Origin of the sequence: Vibrio sp. 10N.261.51.A3, assembly GCF_041471965.1 — a bacterium.
Lineage (GTDB): Bacteria > Pseudomonadota > Gammaproteobacteria > Enterobacterales > Vibrionaceae > Vibrio > Vibrio crassostreae_C.
Genome location: NZ_JBFRPK010000031.1, coordinates 97,217 through 118,094, shown reverse-complemented (window position 1 = coordinate 118,094; position 20,878 = coordinate 97,217). Strand labels below are relative to the sequence as shown.

General features: G+C 44.6%; 16 protein-coding genes. 7 read left to right on the top strand and 9 right to left on the bottom strand.

Going from position 1 to position 20,878, the window contains the following annotated elements:
* Positions 1-39: 39 nt before the first annotated feature.
* The 4 genes from rsmA to lptD are packed head-to-tail and all read right to left on the bottom strand — an operon-like array spanning position 40 to position 5,506.
* The gene (gene rsmA, locus AB4371_RS09150) at positions 40-855 is read right to left on the bottom strand and encodes a 16S rRNA (adenine(1518)-N(6)/adenine(1519)-N(6))-dimethyltransferase RsmA (protein ID WP_017062942.1); all 816 of its coding nucleotides are present in this window, start codon (positions 853-855) and stop codon (positions 40-42) included.
* The gene (gene pdxA, locus AB4371_RS09145) at positions 852-1,844 is read right to left on the bottom strand and encodes a 4-hydroxythreonine-4-phosphate dehydrogenase PdxA (protein ID WP_017061382.1); all 993 of its coding nucleotides are present in this window, start codon (positions 1,842-1,844) and stop codon (positions 852-854) included. The genes rsmA and pdxA overlap by 4 nt, the downstream gene beginning before the upstream one ends.
* Positions 1,831-3,129, bottom strand: coding sequence for a peptidylprolyl isomerase SurA (gene surA / locus AB4371_RS09140; protein WP_136979300.1), 1,299 nt, complete (start codon positions 3,127-3,129; stop codon positions 1,831-1,833). The genes pdxA and surA overlap by 14 nt, the downstream gene beginning before the upstream one ends.
* 43 nt (positions 3,130-3,172) lie before the next feature.
* On the bottom strand, positions 3,173-5,506 hold the full coding sequence (gene lptD, locus AB4371_RS09135) for an LPS assembly protein LptD (protein WP_372149487.1): 2,334 nt from the start codon (positions 5,504-5,506) through the stop codon (positions 3,173-3,175).
* A gap of 149 nt (positions 5,507-5,655) precedes the next feature.
* On the opposite strand from lptD, the gene djlA reads away from it, so the two are divergent.
* Entirely contained in the window at positions 5,656-6,510 is an 855-nt protein-coding gene (gene djlA, locus AB4371_RS09130; protein WP_017061385.1) for a co-chaperone DjlA, read from the top strand.
* 57 nt (positions 6,511-6,567) lie between these two features.
* Entirely contained in the window at positions 6,568-7,113 is a 546-nt protein-coding gene (locus AB4371_RS09125; RefSeq protein WP_017061386.1) for a DUF924 family protein, read from the top strand.
* A 95-nt stretch (positions 7,114-7,208) separates the two neighbouring features.
* Here the strand turns inward: AB4371_RS09125 and AB4371_RS09120 are convergent, their stop codons facing one another.
* The 5 genes from AB4371_RS09120 to leuA form a co-directional block, all read right to left on the bottom strand.
* Positions 7,209-7,991, bottom strand: a complete 783-nt coding sequence (locus tag AB4371_RS09120) for a DUF547 domain-containing protein (RefSeq protein WP_137001752.1) — start codon at positions 7,989-7,991, stop codon at positions 7,209-7,211.
* 156 nt (positions 7,992-8,147) lie between these two features.
* Positions 8,148-8,750 carry a 3-isopropylmalate dehydratase small subunit gene (gene leuD, locus AB4371_RS09115; RefSeq protein ID WP_017062937.1) on the bottom strand — a complete coding sequence of 201 codons (603 nt, stop codon included), beginning with the start codon at positions 8,748-8,750 and terminating at the stop codon, positions 8,148-8,150.
* Between the two features lie 14 nt (positions 8,751-8,764).
* Positions 8,765-10,177: a 3-isopropylmalate dehydratase large subunit gene (gene leuC / locus AB4371_RS09110; protein ID WP_108167343.1), complete on the bottom strand. Its 1,413-nt coding sequence runs from the start codon at positions 10,175-10,177 to the stop codon at positions 8,765-8,767.
* Between the two features lie 117 nt (positions 10,178-10,294).
* Positions 10,295-11,386, bottom strand: coding sequence for a 3-isopropylmalate dehydrogenase (leuB, locus tag AB4371_RS09105; protein ID WP_017061390.1), 1,092 nt, complete (start codon positions 11,384-11,386; stop codon positions 10,295-10,297).
* A gap of 97 nt (positions 11,387-11,483) precedes the next feature.
* Positions 11,484-13,031: a 2-isopropylmalate synthase gene (gene leuA, locus AB4371_RS09100; RefSeq protein ID WP_019826902.1), complete on the bottom strand. Its 1,548-nt coding sequence runs from the start codon at positions 13,029-13,031 to the stop codon at positions 11,484-11,486.
* A gap of 568 nt (positions 13,032-13,599) precedes the next feature.
* On the opposite strand from leuA, the gene AB4371_RS09095 reads away from it, so the two are divergent.
* The 5 genes from AB4371_RS09095 to AB4371_RS09075 all read left to right on the top strand — a co-directional run bounded on the left by AB4371_RS09095 (position 13,600) and on the right by AB4371_RS09075 (position 20,647).
* A complete protein-coding gene (locus tag AB4371_RS09095) occupies positions 13,600-14,259 on the top strand; it encodes a TetR/AcrR family transcriptional regulator (RefSeq protein ID WP_017062933.1) in 660 nt (219 codons plus the stop codon).
* On the top strand, positions 14,259-15,596 hold the full coding sequence (locus tag AB4371_RS09090) for an efflux RND transporter periplasmic adaptor subunit (RefSeq protein WP_050053092.1): 1,338 nt from the start codon (positions 14,259-14,261) through the stop codon (positions 15,594-15,596). The genes AB4371_RS09095 and AB4371_RS09090 overlap by 1 nt, the downstream gene beginning before the upstream one ends.
* Positions 15,593-18,700 carry an efflux RND transporter permease subunit gene (locus AB4371_RS09085; protein ID WP_372149485.1) on the top strand — a complete coding sequence of 1,036 codons (3,108 nt, stop codon included), beginning with the start codon at positions 15,593-15,595 and terminating at the stop codon, positions 18,698-18,700. Before AB4371_RS09090 ends, AB4371_RS09085 begins: the two co-directional genes overlap by 4 nt.
* 312 nt (positions 18,701-19,012) lie before the next feature.
* Positions 19,013-19,537, top strand: coding sequence for a phosphatase PAP2 family protein (locus AB4371_RS09080; protein ID WP_017062930.1), 525 nt, complete (start codon positions 19,013-19,015; stop codon positions 19,535-19,537).
* A 54-nt stretch (positions 19,538-19,591) separates the two neighbouring features.
* The gene (locus AB4371_RS09075; RefSeq protein WP_017068817.1) at positions 19,592-20,647 is read left to right on the top strand and encodes an MJ1255/VC2487 family glycosyltransferase; all 1,056 of its coding nucleotides are present in this window, start codon (positions 19,592-19,594) and stop codon (positions 20,645-20,647) included.
* Positions 20,648-20,878 lie beyond the last annotated feature (231 nt).

The window sequence follows — 20,878 nt, the reverse complement described above, 5'->3', positions numbered from 1 at the left end:
AAAAAAGGCTCCTAACCGAAGTGTAGGAGCCTTTTTTATTTATTTGTCAGCGTTATGACTGTCGTACAACCAGTTTGCCATGTCGACAAACTGCTCGAGCGTTAAGTTCTCAGGACGCATGCTTGGGTTGATACCTAGCTCTTCAAGCACTTCCTTATCGATTAAGCTCTTGTAGCAGTTACGAACTGTTTTACGACGTTGGTTAAAGCCTTCACGACATACGCGATCTAGCCATTTCAGATCTTTTGCCGGATAAGGCAGCACTTCGTATGGCTGTAGGCGCACGACTGCTGAGTCTACTTTCGGTGGCGGAACGAAGGCCGTTGGTGGAACTTCTAACACAGGCGTTACTTTACAGTAGTATTGAGCCATTACAGTAAGACGACCGTAAGCTTTACTGCCAGGGCCAGCAGCTAGACGGTTAACCACTTCTTTTTGAAGCATAAAGTGCATGTCTTGCACGTCTTTATGGAATTCAAAAAGGTGGAACATCAATGGTGTAGAGATGTTATATGGCAAGTTACCAAAGATGCGTAGCTTATTGTTTGGCTTAACCAGTTCTTGGAAATCGAACTTCATCGCATCGCCTTCACGGATCGTTAGCTTGTCCGCAAGATCTGGATGGTTACGAAGACGTTCTGCAAGGTCTCTATCCAATTCGATAACAGTAAATTTATCGACAAGCTTACCCACAGGCTCAGTAATTGCGCCTAGACCAGGACCGATCTCTACCAAGTTTTGACCTGGTAGTGGGTTAATACTCGATACGATGCCATCAATAATGTATGGATCGTTAAGGAAGTTTTGACCAAAACGTTTACGCGCTTTGTGCCCTAAGTGGACATCATTTCTCATTGCTTTTTCTCTACTAATTCAATGGCGTGCGTGAGCGCTGTTCTAAAGCTCCCTGTATCGGCTTGGCCTTTCCCTGCCAAGTCTAAGGCGGTACCGTGGTCGACTGATGTGCGAATAAACGGTAAGCCAAGCGTGATGTTCACTGAGCGACCAAACCCTTTGTATTTCAATACCGGGAGTACTTGGTCGTGATACATACCTAAAACAGCATCTGCATCTTGCAAATATTTTTCATTAAAGATGGTGTCTGCTGGCAATGGGCCAACTAAATTGATGCCATCTTTTTGGCGAATTTTTTCTAGCGTCGGGGTGATAGTTTCAATCTCTTCACGCCCTAAACAACCATCTTCACCAGCATGTGGATTCAAGCCACACACATAGATAGTTGGTTTCTCAATAGCAAATTTTTCAACCAAGTCTTTATTTAGAATAGCAATAATTTGCTCTAATCTGTCTTCGGTCACAGCTTGAGATACATAAGCTAGTGGGATGTGCGTTGTTACTAGCGCAACACGCAGCCCTTCAGTTGCCAACATCATCACCACCAGTGGTGTATTGGACTTCTCTGCAAAGAACTCGGTATGGCCGCTAAAAGCAACGCCAGCTCGGTTAATTACACCCTTGTGAACGGGGCCGGTGACAATAGCATCAAATTCATCATTCATACAGCCAATTGCTGCGGTTTCTAAAGTATTTAATACGTAATGACCATTAGCCTCATTGAGTTGACCTGCAACTGCCGTTTTAGCAAGTGGAACGTGTTTCACTACCAGTGTGCCAGCGCGTTGCGGTTGCTTAGCTGCATTTGCATCGTAGTCCAGAAGATCGACTTCGATACCAAGAATTTTAGCTCGCTCGGATAGCAGTGTTTTATCAGCACAAACCACGAGTTGATGAGGCCAACTTTCTTGAGATAGAGCCAAAGTTAAATCTGGGCCTATCCCTGCTGGTTCACCTGCGGTTATGACAATACGTTTAGTTGTTGTCATCTTGGTCGTCCTCAACCATCTCAACAAAGGCACTTGCTCTTACTTCTTGTAGCCAAGCACCAGCTTCTTCGTTGAATTTACGGTTAAATAGAATTTGGTAAGCTTTGTTTTTCAAAGCTGAATCGGTACGGTCGACTTCGCGACGGTCTAGTACTTCAACAATGTGCCAACCGTGTACGGTTTTGAATGGCGCACTGATTTTGCCTTCTGGTAGCGTTTCTACTTGGTGTTTGAATTCTGGTACATACAAATCTGGTGTTTGGTAGCCTAGCTCACCATCTTGTACTGCAGAACCTGGATCTTGGCTGTATTGCTGTGCAAGGTCGCCAAAGCTCGCTTCACCTGCGTTTACGCGGCGCGTGATCTTTTCAAGTTGTTCTTTCGCGCCATCGTCACTCAAGATTACGGTTGGCTTAATCAAGATATGACGAGCATTCACTTCCGTTACTGCTACGGTTTCTAAGCCTTTCACATCTTCAATTTTTAGAATGTGGAAACCTACACCGCTACGGAAAGGACCGATGATGCTGCCTTTATTTTGCATTTTGATCTGGTCAGCAAAAATGGTTGGCATCTCTTCTTTACGCATCCAACCCCAATCACCACCTTGCAGCGCTTTAGGACCCTTAGAGTAAGTATATGCCATGGTGCTGAAATCTTTGCCTGAGTTCAGTTCTTCAACCAGTTCAGTAGCTTGAGCTTCTAACTCTTCTTTGGTTTGGTCATCATTAAAGCGCAGTTGAATGTGGCCAATTTTATATTGAACGGTCGCGTTAGTCTCTTGCGCTAAGATATCTGCTAGGTTATCAACTTCCGCAGGAAGAATATTGATACGGCGACGAACTAAGGCGTTACGAGCTTCACTTGCTGCAATCTCTTTTCTTACTTGCTCTCGAAATGCATTGTAGCTAAGGCCTTCTTCAGCAACCGATGCGGTAAGTTGTTCTACCGTTTGGTTGTTGTCTTTAGCGATACCTTCAATTGCTTGATCAAGTCGAGCATCATCAATACGAACACCGATACGTTCTGCTTCTTGAGTTTGAATAGTATCGATGATCAGTTTTTCTAGTACTTGCTCATTGAGCACATCTTGCGATGGCAGTGTTTGACCGCTTTTTTTTGCGTTGGCACGCAGTGTCTTCATCGAAGCATCGATGTCGCTTTGTAAGATAACGCCTTCGTTAACGATAACTTTTACGCTGTCTAGCTCAACCGGTGCTGCAAAGCTTGTTGATAAAGTACAAGTCGCTGCAATAGCAATTAATGTGCGTTTCCACAATGTCATGTGTAATCCTTTAAATTTACTGATTTCTTATCAGTAAAGAAAATTAGTTGTTTAAGAAGAATGGGCGACCGTAGCTCAATGAGTTATCAGAACTGCTATCCCCAACAGCGCCTGAATCAGAGCCTAAGTTAGTACCAAAGCCGATAATACCGAAATTCACACCAAAGTTATTTTCATATTCAGGCGTGACATTTGGATCACTAATGTTATTTGTCAGCTGGTTACTATACGTAAATCCGATATACCAACAATCGGATTTATAGTTCAAGCGAGCCAACCATTCTAGATTTTCTTGTGTGGTTAAATCATAGAAATATTGAGCACTGGCATTCCACTTCCGCGAAATCTGGTAAGCACCAAGTAAGCCTGCTTGTGAGATACCATCTCTAGTTATGGATGATACGTCAAAATCTACAGTTTCATTTATGTACTCTTCTGTTACATAGCGGTAGTTGGTTTGTATATAGCCGCCGGCAAAACGGTACTCAATGGTACTGTTAGCAAGTTGCATCGAAGATGAATCAATGTCGTATTGCACACCGCCATGGTAGAAAAGGTAATCATCGTAGTTGAAATCCATTTCAATAGCCCAAGACGAATAATTAGTTTTCTTATTAGAGTCGTCGTTGTCTAAAGTCTGTTTTGTATCTTTATCAAAATAGAAAATTTGACCAAAAGATATGTTTAAGCGCTCTCGGTACTCATCATCAAAAAAGCGAGATGATGCGCCATAGCTAATTTGATTCGCAGATGCGATACGATCAACACCGCTATATTTACGGCTTCTAAATAGACCATAGTAATCGGTCTGCAGTAGTGTCGTATCGTAAAGACCAATGTCACTTTGATCTTCTTCTGGTACGTAAAGATACTGAACTTGAGGTTCGAGTGTTTGAGTGTAATTGCCCACAATTTTTGTATCACGTTCAAGAACGATACCTGCGTGGCTTCTAAACTCTGGAATAACTCGACTTACTGATTCTTCCAAGCCTTCATAATCAGAGCCTGCGCCGGTATCAACGCCATCAAGGTCTTGTTGATAGTAAGTACCAAGTAGTCGAGCTTCTGTTGTCCAAGTACCCCAAGTGTTACCTACTGGGATTGTAATACCAGGTTCAACGTGAACACGAGTGGCTGATGGTTTGCCTGATGCGTCGGTATCGAACATTGATATATGACTGATTAAGTCAAAATCTAGGTAATCCATTACCTCTGGAGCATAGTAGTTATACTCGAGTTGTGGCATTAGACGATAAGGCAAGTTATTGCTGGTGGTAAGAACTTGGAAGTCTCGAACAAGTACAGACGCATCCCAATTTTGAGAACGGTATGTTGCTTGCCCTTCTTGAAGCAGTTGTCCATCTTCACGGTTACCGATATTTGAGCTCATGTCCGAAAAGTAGTCAATATCACTGACTTTAGAGTAATCAATTTCGAATAACCAAGATTGTTGGAATATTCCTGAATGTTCTAGTTGGAAACCCCAACGATCGCCTAGATCAGTGTACTTTTGATCGTCTGGTAAATATTCAGACTCGATACTACCGGAACCAAAATCGCTTAAATATCTGAATTTACTGTTGAGTTGAGTGCCACGCTCTTGCATGTACTTGAAGGTAGTTTCCAAATCGTAGTCTGGTGCTAAGTTCCAATAAACAGGAATTTCAGCTTCAAAACCATCGCTTGAACCATACGAAACTGTTGGGTACAAGAAACCGGTTTTACGTGTATCACCCACCGGTACTGTTAAGTAAGGTAAGTAAAAGACGGGAACACTTTGGATTTCAAAACGTGGATTATAAAAAGTGGCTTGTTCTTCGTCTTGGTCGACACTGATGCTCGATGCTCTTAGACGCCAAGCATTATCGCCGATAGGGCAAGAGGTAATGGAGCCATCTTCAATCTCATAAACCGCTTTACCTGTTTTTGCTATATAAACAGCATCTCCGCGACCGGGCTCGCAAAGGAATTCGTAATCGGTGTTCTCAAGCGTCATTTCATCTGTAGTCAGATTATTGGTCGCTCTGTCTGAGATAGATTTGATTTGACCATCACTAAAGTTTACGTTGCCTTCAGCTACAACGATATTTTCTTGTTGGTGCAGGGTTACGTTATCGGCAAGGATGGTCTTGTTCCCTTGCGTAACGACTACGTCACCTGAATATATTGCTTTGTCACCATTGATAGCTTCTAGGCGATCTGACTCAACGTGAGCGGGTAGCTGTGTCTCGTTTTCTGCAGCGGGCTCGATCAAGCATTGATCTATAGAGGGCATTTCCTGCACACTACTATCGGTGACTGTTTCAGCTTGAGTTGTCGACACGTATAACGCCGTACTTATAGACGCGGCTAACAAGGTGCGGGAAAAAGATTGCATGAAGTTGAACTATCCTGTGTCACTAGATGAAGGGTTGATCTAGTATCAATCCAATTAATAAAGCATTTTCCTTATGATAAAGGAAATAATAGCATTCAGCATCATCAGACAGCATTACTCAGATAAAATTCATAGATAGAGAACACATAATGCAAATATTTGGCAAAATTTTGGGCGCGTTTTTTGGCTTTTTATTTGGAGGGCCACTCGGTTTAGTTTTTGGTCTGTTTTTAGGACACCAATTCGATAAAGCTCGCGGATTGAACCAATCAGGCTTCAATAGCTCTGGTTTTGGTCGAGGTCCAAGCCAAGCAGAAAGACAGAACGAGTTTTTTAAATCCGCTTTTGCGGTTATGGGGCACGTTGCTAAAGCGAAAGGGCAGGTAACGCCAGAAGAGATTCAACTCGCTTCTACCATGATGGAGCGTATGAACCTGCATGGCGAACAGCGTAAAGCAGCGCAAGATGCATTCCGTGACGGCAAAGAGAGCGACTTCCCTCTGAACGACGTACTTGAGCGAGTTAAAATCTCATCGGGTGGTCGTTTTGATCTTCTGCAGTTCTTTCTAGAGCTTCAGGTATCTGCCGCATTTGCGGATGGAAGTTTGCACCCGAGTGAACGTCAAGTTCTGCATAAAATAGCGCAAGGGCTTGGGTTTTCGGCAGCACAACTAGAACGCCGCTTGCAGATGCAAGAAGCTGCGTTCCGTTTCCAACAGCAAGGTGGAAGCTTTGGTGGCCATCAGGGTCATGGGCAATCATCAGGTTGGCAACAGGCTTCGCAACAGAACCAACTTGGCGACGCATATAAGGTTCTTGGTGTGAGTGAAAGTGCTGACGGTAAAGAGGTGAAGAAAGCCTACCGCAAGCTGATGAATGAACATCACCCAGATAAACTGATGGCGAAGGGCTTACCGCCTGAGATGATGAATGTTGCGAAAGAGAAATCGCAAGAAATTCAGAATGCTTATGACCTGATAAAGAAAGTAAAAGGTTTTAAGTAATTGAACACTAAACCGAGTAATAACAAAGTTACTCGGTTTTTTATTAAAGGGAATTATATGACGGTAACGTATCAGGATGTTCTAGAGTTTTGGTTCGATGAGTTGACGCCTAAAGATTGGTTTACTGGCGGCGCCGAGATTGACACTTTGATAGAGTCTCGATTTTCTGAATTGCATAAAGCAGCCATTCAAGGCGAGCTATTTGAGTGGCGCCAAACTGCGCAAGGACGATTGGCTGAGATTATCGTACTTGATCAGTTTTCTCGAAATATTGGTAGAAAAAGTCCGACAGCATTTTCTGCTGATCCGATGGCGTTGGCTCTAGCCCAAGAGGCGGTAGCGGGTGGTTTTGATCACCAGCTTAACGAGCAACAGAAAAGCTTCCTGTATATGCCTTATATGCACAGTGAATCTTTGTTAGTCCATGAACAAGCCGTGGAACTCTTTTCTCAAACGGGATTAGAGCATAATCTGGACTTTGAGTTTAAGCACAAGGTTATCATTGAGCGATTTGGTCGCTATCCGCACCGTAATGAGGTGTTAGGGCGAGCTTCGACTCCCGAAGAGATTGAGTTCTTGCAGCAACCGGGCTCAAGCTTTTAATTGTAGAAATACGGTCAAAGAATTGAGAAGAGGCTAGAGGTTAATAAAAACCTCTCGCCTCTTTTTTACTTTAGTGATCAACTTTAGCCTTAGAGCTAGTTTGCTTGGTTGAGCGACCAATCGTATTCATAACTGATGTTTTGAGTATTGGTTACTGCTTCAATTCGATATTGTTCTAAGTGCTGAATAAGCTGTTTCTTCGTACCAAAATCCACAGCAAACCATTCGTAAATCGATGATAGTTGAAGCTTATTGTTTGTAACCATCACGCCTTTGTCACTGCTTACAAACTCAGTTGCAGCTTGCTCTAGCAAGGCTTCAGTATTTTTAGAGGTAAAAGCGTCAGGTTGTAAGTTAGGGCAACCTAGGCTGGCACAGTTCACTGCATAATGCGTGCGAGGATCTTGCCAAATTGGTCTTAGGATTCGGTGTTCAATGTCATTGAGTGTCAGTGATTTCCCATTAACGACTACCACATCATCTCCCCACGGACCGAAACTAAATAGTCCGCCAAGTTTAGTTATGGATTTGATCGGGTAGGCATCAAGAATCAAATCGACAGTCACGGCGTTGTATAGGTTAACCCAATAGGCATACTGCTCCGCTTTTGAATAGTCGAGCGGATTCACCTGTTCGAGTTGCTTGATGTATTGTTTAAGCTTTGTTTTATCGGCGGTGTTCACTGCTTTATAGCGAACTAACGTATTTTGCCCCTGTTTAACCAAGTAGCTATCGAGGAATTGCTGCCAATCTTGATGAGATACCTGTTCTAGTTTGGTTTCGTCGCTTTGGTTCCAGTATGGCCAAAGATCGGACTTAGGCGCAGACCAAGCTAAGGTTGAGAAAAGTAGGCTGACAATAAAAAGTAGTTGTTTCATGGCATTCTCCTGATGACTGACTACTAAGACCTTAAGGCTTACCATTTTCTTTCATTGCTCTTCATTTAAATAAACATATGAAGTTAAGTTAAAAGCTTAGCCAAATAAAAAAGGTTGGCACTTGGCCAACCTTTAGATTTATTCAGAAACGTCTCATTATTTTAGGAAGCTAGGAATCTTAGCTTCAAACTCTGAGATCTTATCGGCATGTTGAAGTGTAAGGCCGATATTATCTAAACCATTCAGTAAGCAGTGACGACGGAACTCATCAATTTCAAACGAGTACTCTTTGCCGTTCGCGCTGACTTTCATTGCTTCTAGATCAACCGTAATTTCTGCACCTTCATTCGCTTCAACGAATTGGAATAGCTCATCCACTTCTTGCTCAGTCAATCGAACTGGCACCATTTGGTTGTTGATCGAGTTACCGTAGAAAATGTCGGCAAAGCTTGGTGCGATCATTACTTGGATACCGTAATCGGCAAGCGCCCACGGTGCGTGTTCACGAGATGAACCACAACCGAAGTTTTCACGAGCTAAAAGAATTGAAGCGCCTTGGTAGCGAGCTTCGTTCATTACAAAATCAGGGTTTGGCTGTTGGCCTGCATCGTCTAGGAAGCGCCAATCGTGGAACAAGTGCTTACCAAAACCGATGCGGTTTACTTTCTGTAGAAACTGCTTTGGAATGATCGCATCAGTATCGATGTTGGCCGTATCTAGAGGAACGACTAATCCGGTGTGTTGTTGAAAACCTGACATGTTAAATCCTCTAATTAAAGTTCACGAATATCGACAAAGTGACCAGCGATAGCCGCTGCGGCTGCCATTGCTGGGCTAACTAGGTGCGTACGACCATCACGGCCTTGGCGACCTTCAAAGTTACGGTTTGATGTAGAAGCACAGCGCTCTTGTGGACCTAGACGGTCGTTGTTCATCGCAAGACACATAGAGCAACCCGGTAAACGCCATTCAAAGCCTGCTTCGATGAAGATCTTATCTAGGCCTTCAGCCTCAGCTTGTGCTTTAACTTGCTCTGAACCCGGAACGATAAGCGCTTGAACATGTTTCGCTACTTGACGGCCTTTCGCTACCGCTGCTGCTGCACGCATGTCTTCGATACGAGAGTTAGTACAAGAACCCACGAACACTTTATCTACGTTGTAATCAGATAGAGATTTACCGGCTTCAAGACCCATGTAAGCTAGCGCTTTTTCAGCTGATGCTTTTTCTACAGGGTCTGCGAAGCTTTCTGGTGCAGGGATTGGTGTGTCTACTGAGATAACCTGACCTGGGTTGGTACCCCAAGTGACTTGTGGTTTGATGTCTGCCGCTTCTAATGTAACAACTGCATCGAATTCTGCATCAGCATCGGTTTTTAACGTATCCCAGTATTCGATTGCTGCTTCTAGGTCTTCGCCTTCTGGAGAGAACTTGCGACCTTTGATGTACTCGTATGTCGTTGCATCTGGAGCGATTAAGCCTGCTTTAGCGCCAAGCTCGATTGCCATGTTACATACTGTCATACGACCTTCCATCGTAAGGTCGGTAATTGCCTCACCACAGAATTCAACTACGTAGCCAGTACCGCCAGCAGCCGTTGTTTTACCGATGATCGCTAGCACGATGTCTTTTGCAGTGATGCCAGGAGTAACCTTGCCTTTTACTTCGATCTTCATGGTTTTAGCGCGAGCTTGTTTTAGCGTTTGCGTAGCTAGAACGTGTTCCACTTCTGAAGTACCGATACCAAATGCTAGTGAACCAAATGCACCGTGTGTAGCCGTGTGCGAGTCACCACATACGATGGTCATGCCCGGTAGCGTAATACCTAGCTCAGGACCCATTACGTGCACAATACCTTGGTATTTGTGGTTTAGATCGTAAAGCGTGACACCAAACTCTTCACAGTTCTTCGATAGCGTTTCCATTTGGATACGAGCCATCTCACCAGAAGCGTTGATGTCTTTAGTTTGTGTCGATACGTTGTGATCCATGGTCGCGAAAGTCTTGCCAACTTGGCGAACTTTGCGGCCTTTCTCACGTAGGCCATCAAAGGCTTGAGGTGACGTTACTTCGTGAACTAAGTGACGATCGATATAAAGAATTGGTGTTTCGCCTTTCGCTGCAACCGCAACGTGAGCGTCATAAACTTTTTCGTATAAGGTTTTTGCTTGCTGGTTTGTCGACATAGCTTTTCTTCCTTGGGAGCATCAGTCCCAGTGTTTGTTTCGAGCCAAGTCATGCGGTTTACGCTGACTTGGCTTGATATTATTCTTATGTACTTGCTTCTAATCGGAGCATTTAGCTTATGAAGCTAATATGTACTCTGCGATCTTGTCACCCATTTCAGAGGTAGTCAGTGCTTGGTTCTTACCTGCAAGGTCTGCTGTTAGCTCACCTGCAGAAAGTGCTTTAGATACCGCTGCTTCGATGTCTTGTGCTGCCGCCTCTTCGCCTAGGCTGTAACGAAGCATTAGCGCTGCAGAAAGGATTTGCGCGACTGGGTTTGCGATGTTCTTACCTGCGATATCTGGTGCGCTGCCACCTGCAGGTTCGTATAGACCGAAGTTGCTTTCGTTTAAGCTTGCAGAAGGAAGCATACCCATAGAGCCGGTGATCATTGCGCACTCATCAGAGATGATGTCACCAAAGATGTTTGAACATAGCATTACGTCAAACTGAGATGGGTCTTTGATTAGCTGCATGGTCGCGTTGTCGATGTACATGTGGTTTAGCGTGACATCTGGGTAATCTTTTGCGATTTCTTCAACCACTTCACGCCATAAGATAGAGCTCTGCAGAACGTTTGCTTTGTCGATTGAGTAAACGTTTTTGTTACGTAGACGTGCAGATTCAAACGCAATCTTTGCGATACGTTCGATCTCGTAACGGTGGTAAACCTCTGTATCAAAAGCCTTCTCAGTTGCGCCTTCGCCTTCACGACCTTTAGGTTGGCCGAAGTAGATGCCGCCTGTTAGTTCACGAACTACAACGATATCGAAGCCGTTACCTGAGATGTCAGCACGCAAAGGAGAGAAAGACTCTAAACCTTTATGGATTTGTGCAGGACGTAGGTTACAGAACAATTGGAAGTGTTTACGTAGAGGAAGTAGGGCACCACGCTCTGGTTGATCGTTTGGTGGAAGGTGTTCCCACTTAGGGCCGCCAACCGAGCCAAATAGTACTGCGTCAGATTCTTCACAGCCTGTTACTGTCGCTTCAGGAAGTGGACAGCCGTGGTTATCAATTGCGATACCACCAACATCATACTCTTCACGAGAGAAGCTAATCGCGTGCTTCTTTTCAATCGCGTCTAGCACTTTGTGTGCTTGCTGCATTACTTCTGGGCCAATGCCATCACCAGGTAGTACGGCAATCTTGTATGATTTATCAGTCATGTTAATCCTTTAATTCTTGTTACTGAGCTCTTTCGCTCGTTTTAAATTTTGTCCCTAAAGCCAACAACATCGGCTCTAGGGCTCTGTTATTGGGTGTTTAAACTGTTGCGATTCTTTGCTGTTTCATTTCAGCAATGGTGTCTGCGCGTTGAATGCTATTAATAACGTGCAGTAGCGCTTGACCAGAGGCCTCAACGATATCCGTTGAAACGCCCGTACCGTGGTACTTGCGACCTTTATAGTTAGCAATAATATCAGCTTGGCCTAAGCCATCTTCGCCTTCACCTTTCGCGGTAAGGTCGAATTTATCCAATGCAATTTCGTAACCCGTTAAGCGGTAGATACATTGGTATAAAGCATCAACCGGGCCGTTACCGACAGCCGCTTCGCATTTCTCTTCATCACCACATTGCAGCTTGATGCTGGTGGTAGACATAACACTACCAGATTGTACGCTTAGGTAGTTAAGTTTATAGAAGTCATCTTCGTCGCGTAGGTTCGCAAAGTGCATTAGTGCTTCTAGGTCGTAATCGAACACTTGGCCTTTACGGTCAGCCAGTTTCAAGAAGTCTTCGTACAATGAATCTAGGTTGTACTCATTGTCTTTGTAGCCCATTGCGTCCATGTGGCTCTTAACAGCTGCACGACCACTGCGGCTGGTTAGGTTCAATGCTTTGTTTTTCAAGCCAATAGATTCAGGCGTCATGATCTCGTAAGTGTTCTTATTCTTAAGCATGCCATCTTGGTGGATACCTGAAGAGTGGCTGAATGCGTTAGCACCAACGATTGCTTTGTTGTCTTGAATCGGCATGTGGCAAAGCTGACTAACCAACTTACTGGTACGGTGAATCTCTTTGTGGTCCAAACCGGTATGAACACCTAATAGCTCTTGACGAGTTTTGATGATCATTGCGATTTCTTCTAAAGAACAGTTACCTGCACGCTCACCAATACCATTGATTGTGCCTTCAATTTGTCGAGCACCTGCTTGAACGGCAGCAATTGAGTTAGCAACCGACATGCCTAAGTCATCGTGGCAGTGAACAGAGATGATCGCTTGATCTATGTTGGGTACGCGATCAAATAGCGTTTGGATAATGCCACCAAATTCATTCGGTACTGTGTAGCCTACGGTGTCTGGAATGTTGATGGTTTTTGCGCCAGCGTTGATAGCGGCTTCAACCATACGACATAGGTTGTCGATAGGTGTACGACCGGCATCTTCACAAGAGAACTCTACATCATCGGTATAGTTACGCGCATGCTTTACCGCTTTCACTGCCATCTCGACAACATCGTCGTAGCTGCGGCGTAATTTGTCTTGTACGTGAACCGTCGATGTAGAAATAAAGGTATGAATACGGAACTGGTCAGCTACTTTTAGTGCTTCGGCAGCGGCATCGATATCTTTTGCAACTGCACGAGAAAGCGCACAGATGCGGCTATCTTTGATATTCTTTGCGATGGTTTGTACTGATTCGAAATCGCCTGGGGATGACACAGGGAAACCCGCTTCAATAACATCTACACCCAGTCGTTCAAGTGCATAAGCGATCTGTAATTTCTCTTTTACCGTTAAGCTTGCAGCCAACGCTTGCTCGCCATCACGTAAGGTCGTGTCAAAAATTATCACTTGATCGTTCATGGGTGCTTCCTTATATCGATAATGAATCGATTGCTATCCAAATTATTATTAAGAATGATGTTCTTTTAAAAGTGCCAGTTACAAAAAAACCCGCTCAGCGCGGGTTTTAATATTTGTGTAGTTCTTGACCCACAACTTACCCGCGCGATTGGTTCACGATAAGGAGAAGTTTCAGCAGTCGAGAAGAAGAAAAAATCATTACACAAATATCCGTAAATAAACTGTTAACACCATATTTACCGCAATTTATTCTGAGCGTCAAACAAGAAAATCCAATATCAGCGTGCTTTGGCGGTGTTTTTTTTTGGTTTGTGCTGCTTGCGTGTTGTTTGCTGGTGTTATCAGCTGATTGAGTGTTTTGTACTGGGCGGTTAGTTTATCGTTTGGCTGATGTGTAGGTTAAAACTTTGTAGTAAATCTTTTTGATGGAACGATTCACCAATAAAATTAAAAGGGTGGCTAAATTAATTAATCATTTGATTAAATAGTGAGTAATTAATCTTCTACAACCATGTCGATTTATTCCTATAATTAATCGTGTGATTAATTATAGGGATAGGTCTCAGTGATGGCAGCGCGTAAAGCAGGGCGACCTCAACAGAATCTAGATGTACGGCAGTTACTCATTGAGCACGCTCGAGATCTGTTCGTGGTTCAACCGTACGACAAGGTATCGACTCGCTTAGTTGCTGAGCGAGCGGGTGTGAATATTGCGATGATTCGCTATTACTTTGGCAGTAAAGCCGGATTGTTTGAGGCGATGCTGCGTGAAACATTACGCCCTATGCAATTACAAATGCAGAGACTCGTTGATGAAAGCAGTCATGAGAACTTTCTTGATTTAATGCGGACTTACTACAAAGAGATGGTCAAAGTGCCGAAGTTTCCTCGCTTGATAGCCCAAGTGATGAATATGCCTCCCTCTGAAGTGCAAAGAGAGTTGCTCGAAAAGGTTTTCCTCGATGTTGCAAAGCCAGCCCAAGATGTCATTTTTGAAAAGTTGGTTGAACAAGGCATCTTAAAACAGAACATGGATCCAAAATTGTGCCGTATTTCGTATGTAAGCTTGATGGTGTTTCCTTTCATCGCTCCGCCGCCTTTATTGGCAATTCATGGGATTGAGATTAATGAAGAATTTCTTAATCGTTTAATCGAACACAACATTCAATTGATGACTGAAGGCTTTATTAACGCACCGAGCCCTTCTTCCGTGCAGGACCAAAGATAATGAAAATAAATAAAAAACTACTCTTCTTTCCAGCACTTGCGGTTGGTGTTATTGGCCTTGTCGCCGCGATTAACTTGAAGCCGGATCTTCCAACCAAACCTGCGGGTGATAGGGCTCGCTTAGTTGATACTGTGAGTCTAGAACAACAACTGATAGCGCCGTTAGCGGTCGGCTTTGGCAAAGTAGTGCCGAAAGTTGAATGGAAAGCGATTGCTGAGGTGACAGGACAGATCGTGTATCGACATCCAGATCTTGAAAAAGGCCAGGTGATCCCTGCAGGAACGGTCGTGCTCAAGGTTGATCCATTGGATTACGAATTGAAACTGATACAAGCAGAGGCGGATCTAAAATCAAGCCAAACCTCATTAGCGAAATTGAATCAAGAAGAAGACAACCTTAATCAGACTCTTAAGATCGAAAAGAATCGTTTGGTGATCAGCAATAAAGAGCTACAACGTAAACAGGATCTGCGTAAGAAAGGGCTCACCTCTCAATCGGATGTCGACCTGCAACAACAAAGCGCATTGTCTCAGCAGAAGTTGGTATTAGATATCGCGAACCAAATCGCGTTGATGCCAGATGAAAAGCGTGTTGCGGAAGCGGTGATTAAGGTCAACGTGTCTAAGGTAAAAGAGGCGCAGCGCTCTCTCGATAAGACCACCATCACTTTGCCAAGAGCGATGCGAATTGCTCAGGTTGATATCGAACAAAATCAAGTAGTAAACCTTCAGCAGGAGATGTTTATTGCTCACGGGATTAATGTCATGGAAGTAGAGGCGCAACTTTCTATTCACGATATGCAAACTTTAGCCTCCAGCTTTAACCAATTTCCTCGCGATGCTGCAGGAATCCCTAATCCTTATGAAGCGCCAATCAAAGCAAGCATTCAACTTAACAGCGGCAACCTGAACCTCAGTTGGCCAGCGAAGGTGGCAAGAATCAGCGAAACAGTTGATGAAAACCAAGCGACGGCGGGGATTATTCTCGAGATCGCTCAAGATTACTCACAATTGCAACCAGACAGCGCGACGCCTTTGGTTAACGGTATGTTTGTCAAAGCTGAGATTGAGGGTGTCGCCAATCTAAGTTGGGTGGTTCCAGAGCGAGCACTGCATGGTGATAAGGTTTACCTGATGGATGACAACCAGCGTTTGCAAGTGGTCAATGTTGAAGTGCTTTATCGCAGAGACAATCAAGTGGTTGTGAGTGGAGAGCTACAAACTGGAGATAAACTGGTTCTCAATGATGTCCTGCCAGCAATAGAAGGCATGTTACTGAGAGAGTCCAACTCTGAAGAGGCTGAGCTTGAATCGGATACTCAGGAGAGTGCGTCATGATCAAGTTCTTCTCTAGGCACCCAACAGCAGCCAACTTGTTGATGCTTGGATTGTTGATCATGGGTATAAGCTCATTATCAACCATCAAACGTGAAACCTTCCCCGCTTATGATCCGCCTTACATTATGGCAGCCATCGTTTATCCCGGCGCTTCTCCACAAGAAGTGGAAGAGAGCCTATGTGTGCGAATGGAAGACGCGGTAGATGGTTTAGCCAACATTGAAGAAACTCAGTGTGAGGCGATCGAAGGCAGCGCCCGTTTAATTCTAAAGTTAAATGAAAAAGCGGACATCGGCCGAATGCTGGTGGATGTGCAAACCCAGATCAACTCGATCAATGATTTCCCAACTGAGATTGAATCGCCTGTTGTTCAAGAGCTAGATTGGAATGAACCGGTTGTCGATATCGCTATAACAGCCGAAACGTCGTGGCCAGAACTTAAGGCCTACGCGGAAGATCTTAAGCGCACCATGAAGCTTGATTACGATGTCTCTTTGGTCGAGGTTAGCGGCTTCTCGGATCATCAATATCGAGTGGAACTGGATACCCAAGCTATTCGTCAGTTGGGTTTGAGTGTCGGTGATATCGCGGATCAAATTGGTCGACAGAATGTAAAACTGCCGAGTGGTAACGTTGAAACACCAGACAAAAACTTTCTGATTCGTTTCGACGAGAGACGAGTTACGCCTGTTGAGCTGGAAAGCATCGTGGTTGGATCTGCGCCTAATGGCTCGGTGATTCGTTTGAGAGACATAGCCAAAATAACCGACCGCTTTGAGCTTGATGAGCAAAAGGTGCTATTTGATGGCAAGCCTTCAGCGCTGCTTAAGATCAGTAAGAACAAAGAAGACGATGCGCTGCGAATCAAAGAGAACGTAACACGATTCGTTGAAGATCAAAGCGCGATTGCTCCTGATGGCGTGACACTACAAATGACCAACGATCTCTCATCTGTACTTTGGGATCGTCTAACCATGATGGTGAGCAATGGCTGGCAAGGTATTGTGCTGGTGTTCGCCACCATGTGGCTGTTCTTCAGCTTACGTTATTCATTTTGGGTGGCGGCAGGGTTGCCAGTGGCCTTCCTTGGTGGCTTGTTCTTAATGGCCAACCTTGGTTTGTCGATCAACATTATGTCGCTGGTCGGGTTGTTAATGGCAATCGGTATTATGATGGATGACGCCATCGTGATCGCCGAATCGATAGCCTCCCACTTAGATAGGGGACAAAGCGTCGATGATGCGGTGTACAACGGCGTTAAGAAAGTGCTTCCCGGAGTACTGTCTTCTTTCTTAACCACGGTGTGTATTTTCGGTAGCTTACTGTTTCTTGATGGCGAGATGGGCGCTGTGCTTAAGGCCGTTCCTCAAGTATTGATTTTGGTGCTGTCGTTGAGCTTGATTGAAGCCTTCCTGATTCTACCTAATCACCTATCTCATTCATTACACAAAGAAAAAAATGACAAGCCAGCGCTGCGCTTTAAAGTGGTGTTGCTTGAGAAGTTTGAGAACTTCCGTAATACCACTTTGATGAACATGGTTGAGAAAGTCGTGACCTTCCGCTACGCCTTTATGGGCGGAGTGATTACGCTGTTGTTGCTTTCAGTCGCCTTGATTGCTGGTGGTGTTGTTAAGTTTCAACCTTTCCCAGAGCTGGATGGTGATATTGCCGAGGCGCGTATTATTCTTCCGCCGGGCGCATCACTGTCTCAAACCGAGAAAGTGGTCGACAAAATTGTCGCGTCGGCTGAGCGCTTGAACAAACAATGGAGCGAAGAGGTTGAAGAAGGCAATACACTGGTCGAGCATATCACCAGCCAATTCAATGCCAACGCCGATGCCAATGAATCAGGCCCACACTTAGCCACAGTGCGTTTAGATCTGCGTGGAGCAGAGAGCCGTAACACGGTTATCGATGATTTCATTGATGCATGGCGAGAGGATATCGGTGACTTGGCGGATCCTATTTCATTGGTGTTCAAGCAACCGACTATGGGGCCGGGCGGTCGTGCTATTGAAATTCGCGCCAAACACGATGACCTGAGCGCATTGAAATCCGCTTCTTTGGATATTCAGGAGTACCTTAATCAGTTCGATGGGGTGCATGGCGTGCTTGATGATATGCGCATGGGTAAAGAAGAGATCTTGGTGAAGCTGCGTCCGGGCGCTGAAACCTACAATGTGAATGGGCAGATGATTGCTTCCCAATTGCGTGCGGCTTTCTTTGGTCAGACAGCGGATGAGATTCAAATCGGTGTTGAGAATATCTCGATTGAAGTGCGTCTTGATAAAGAGCAAGCGGGCGACATACAGCAGCTGGCCAACTTCCCGATCATCACCGCAGATGGCAGTCAGATCCCGCTAGCAACGTTGGCGACGTTAGATTTCCAACGTAATTACGTGCGAATTCAGCGTATTGATGGGCTGAGAACTATCAGTATCTTTGGTGATATTGATAACAAGAAAGCGAGTTCATCCGCGATCTTGGCTCAGTTCCAAAAAGATGAAGCCGCCAAACTTATTCAGAAGTACCCGGGTCTACGCTTTGATTTCGAAGGGGAGGCCAAAGATGCGGCTAAGACTGGAGCCTCTATGGGCAAAGGCTTCTTACTCGGCTTATTTGGCGTGTTTGCGATTCTTAGCTATCAATTCCGAAGCTACTTAGAGCCTGTGGTCGTGATGTTGGCGATTCCACTCGCTTTTATTGGGGTGGTCGTTGGTCACTGGATACTTGGCCATTCTTTGAGTATGCCAAGCATGATGGGCTTTGTGTCGCTTGCCGGGATTGTGGTTAATGATTCCATCTTGTTGGTGCAGTACATTCGTCACCATGTCGATGAGGGAGATAGCGTGCATGACTCGGTGGTAAAAGCCAGTCGTGAGCGTTTCCGAGCGGTATTCTTGACCTCAATGACGACTGCGGCAGGTTTGCTACCGCTGTTGACGGAAACCAGCTTACAGGCTCAGGTTATCCAGCCATTGGTTATTTCGATCGTATTCGGCATATTTGCCTCGACCTTACTGGTGCTGTTTATGATCCCTGCTGCTTACGCGATATTGGCGGATTTCGGTTTGGTTAAAAAGCACGAGCCACTAGCGCTATAGCCTTTAGCGTTTAATTATTTGCGAGCTCTACTATTATTAGCGAGCTCTAGTATCATTAGCGAACGCTATAACCATTGACACGATAGAAGTAGCGTTTGCTTGCTTATATAAAGAATTGAAAACATAGAAGAATAAAGCGGCCTTGGGTCGCTTTATTTTTATCGGTTGCATCTATCGCCATCCTGACTTGATCCATTGACCTGTCTATCAAGCATGGGAAATTTCATTTTAGTTCATTCAAAACGTCACTTAACTGTCATTTGTTGGGCATAACTTGAGCCTTAACTGAATAAGGATTGTTAAGGAGATCGTATGCGTACTATCGAACCTATTGTCCGCTGGGATGTGGCATTTTCTGTTTTCTGTTTAAACAACCGCTATGGCGGGCAACATGCAACGCTCAGTAAAGCGGTGTCTCATACTGGAGATGGACACCTTTATGTTTTGATTGCCTTGATTGCACTGCTGGTCGATAGCAACACCGGTCGAGACTTTCTTTTGGTGGGCTTAACCGCCTTCGCAATCGAACTGCCTATTTACTGGTTTGCTAAAAATACCCTCAAGCGCCGTCGACCAGCTGAATTCTCTTCACTACTTCACTCTCATATTGTGCCATCCGATAAATACAGCCTGCCATCTGGGCATTCCGCGGCGGCTTTTGTTATGGCGACCCTAATCGGACATTTCTATCCGAGCTTATATCTCTTTAGCTTGGTGTGGGCAACTGCGATTGCTGGCTCTCGAATCTTACTTGGTGTGCACTTTTTAACAGACGTACTGATTGGCGCAGCCTTGGGCATCGCTTGTACCAGCCTCGCTATCAGCTTCATCCTGTAATTATTTTGTTGGCAACCACTGCCGAGCTTAAGTGGTAAATTTAAAGGAACATGCATGAAAATTTTATATGGCGTACAAGGCACAGGAAATGGGCACATCGCTCGAGCGAGAGCAATGGCCGTCGCTTTTCGTCAGCAAAATATTGATGTCGATTTTCTGTTCTCTGGACGAGATGAGAGCAAATACTTTTCGATGGAAGCGTTTGGCAACTATCAGACCCGCAGCGGCTTAACTTTTTACAGCGAGCAGGGGCAGGTTAAATACGGCAAAACATTCATGAAGAACAACATCTGGCGATTTCTCCGTGAGATTAACCAGATCGATCTTACGCCTTATGACTTAGTGATTAATGATTTTGAGCCTGTCACTGCATGGGCGGCTAAGAGACAAGGTGTGCCATGCATTGGGATAAGCCACCAGAATGCGTTTCGTTATGATGTACCCAAAGAAGGGGGCAACTGGATTGAACATTCAGTGATTCAACATTTCGCCCCAACCGAGCACTCTATTGGCTTGCACTGGTATCACTTTGAACAGCCGATTTTGCCGCCTATCGTTCACACGCTGGTTGGTGAGCAACAAACCAAAACAGCACAAGACTTTACGTTGGTCTATTTGCCATTTGAGGATCTTGAGTCGATCTCAGAGCTGCTGATGAAGTTCATTTCGCAAAACTTTGTCTGTTACCACCCGGATGTGATTGAGCATAGCCGAGTTGAAAATATTGAGTTCAAACCACTGAGTCATGCGGGCTTTCAATTCGACCTCAATCAGTGCTCTGGTGTGGTCGCAAATGGCGGCTTTGAATTGCCATCTGAAGCCCTAACTTTGGGGAAGAAATTGCTTCTCAAACCACTCGAAGGACAGTTCGAACAACAGAGCAATGTGGCGACGCTAGAGGCCCTTGGGTTAGCTCAAACCATGACGTTTTTAGATGCGGCTATCTTGCGCGCTTGGCTCAGTGAAAAACAGGCCGAAGTGGTCACCTATCCAGACGTGGCAAGTGCACTCGTTGAGTGGGTATTAGCAGGGAATTGGTCTAATCAAGATGATTTAAGAAAGCAACTTTGGGACAAGGTCGACTTTCCAAGTTATGCATCGCTCACCTAACTCATAAGTGCTATTTCTGAATTGGCCGGTTGAATAATTCACGAGTTCAATAAATTGTAACAAATGTAACCAAACGATAGAACAGCTAAATAAGTCGAAATTAAACTCATAAGTAACGCATTTTATGTTTTTTTATAACTCTATAAATAATTGATTTTTAGATGTTGTTTAATCATTAAGGTAAAATAAAATTATTCTTTATCAATCTTGTTGGTAGCTCGAGATGCATTG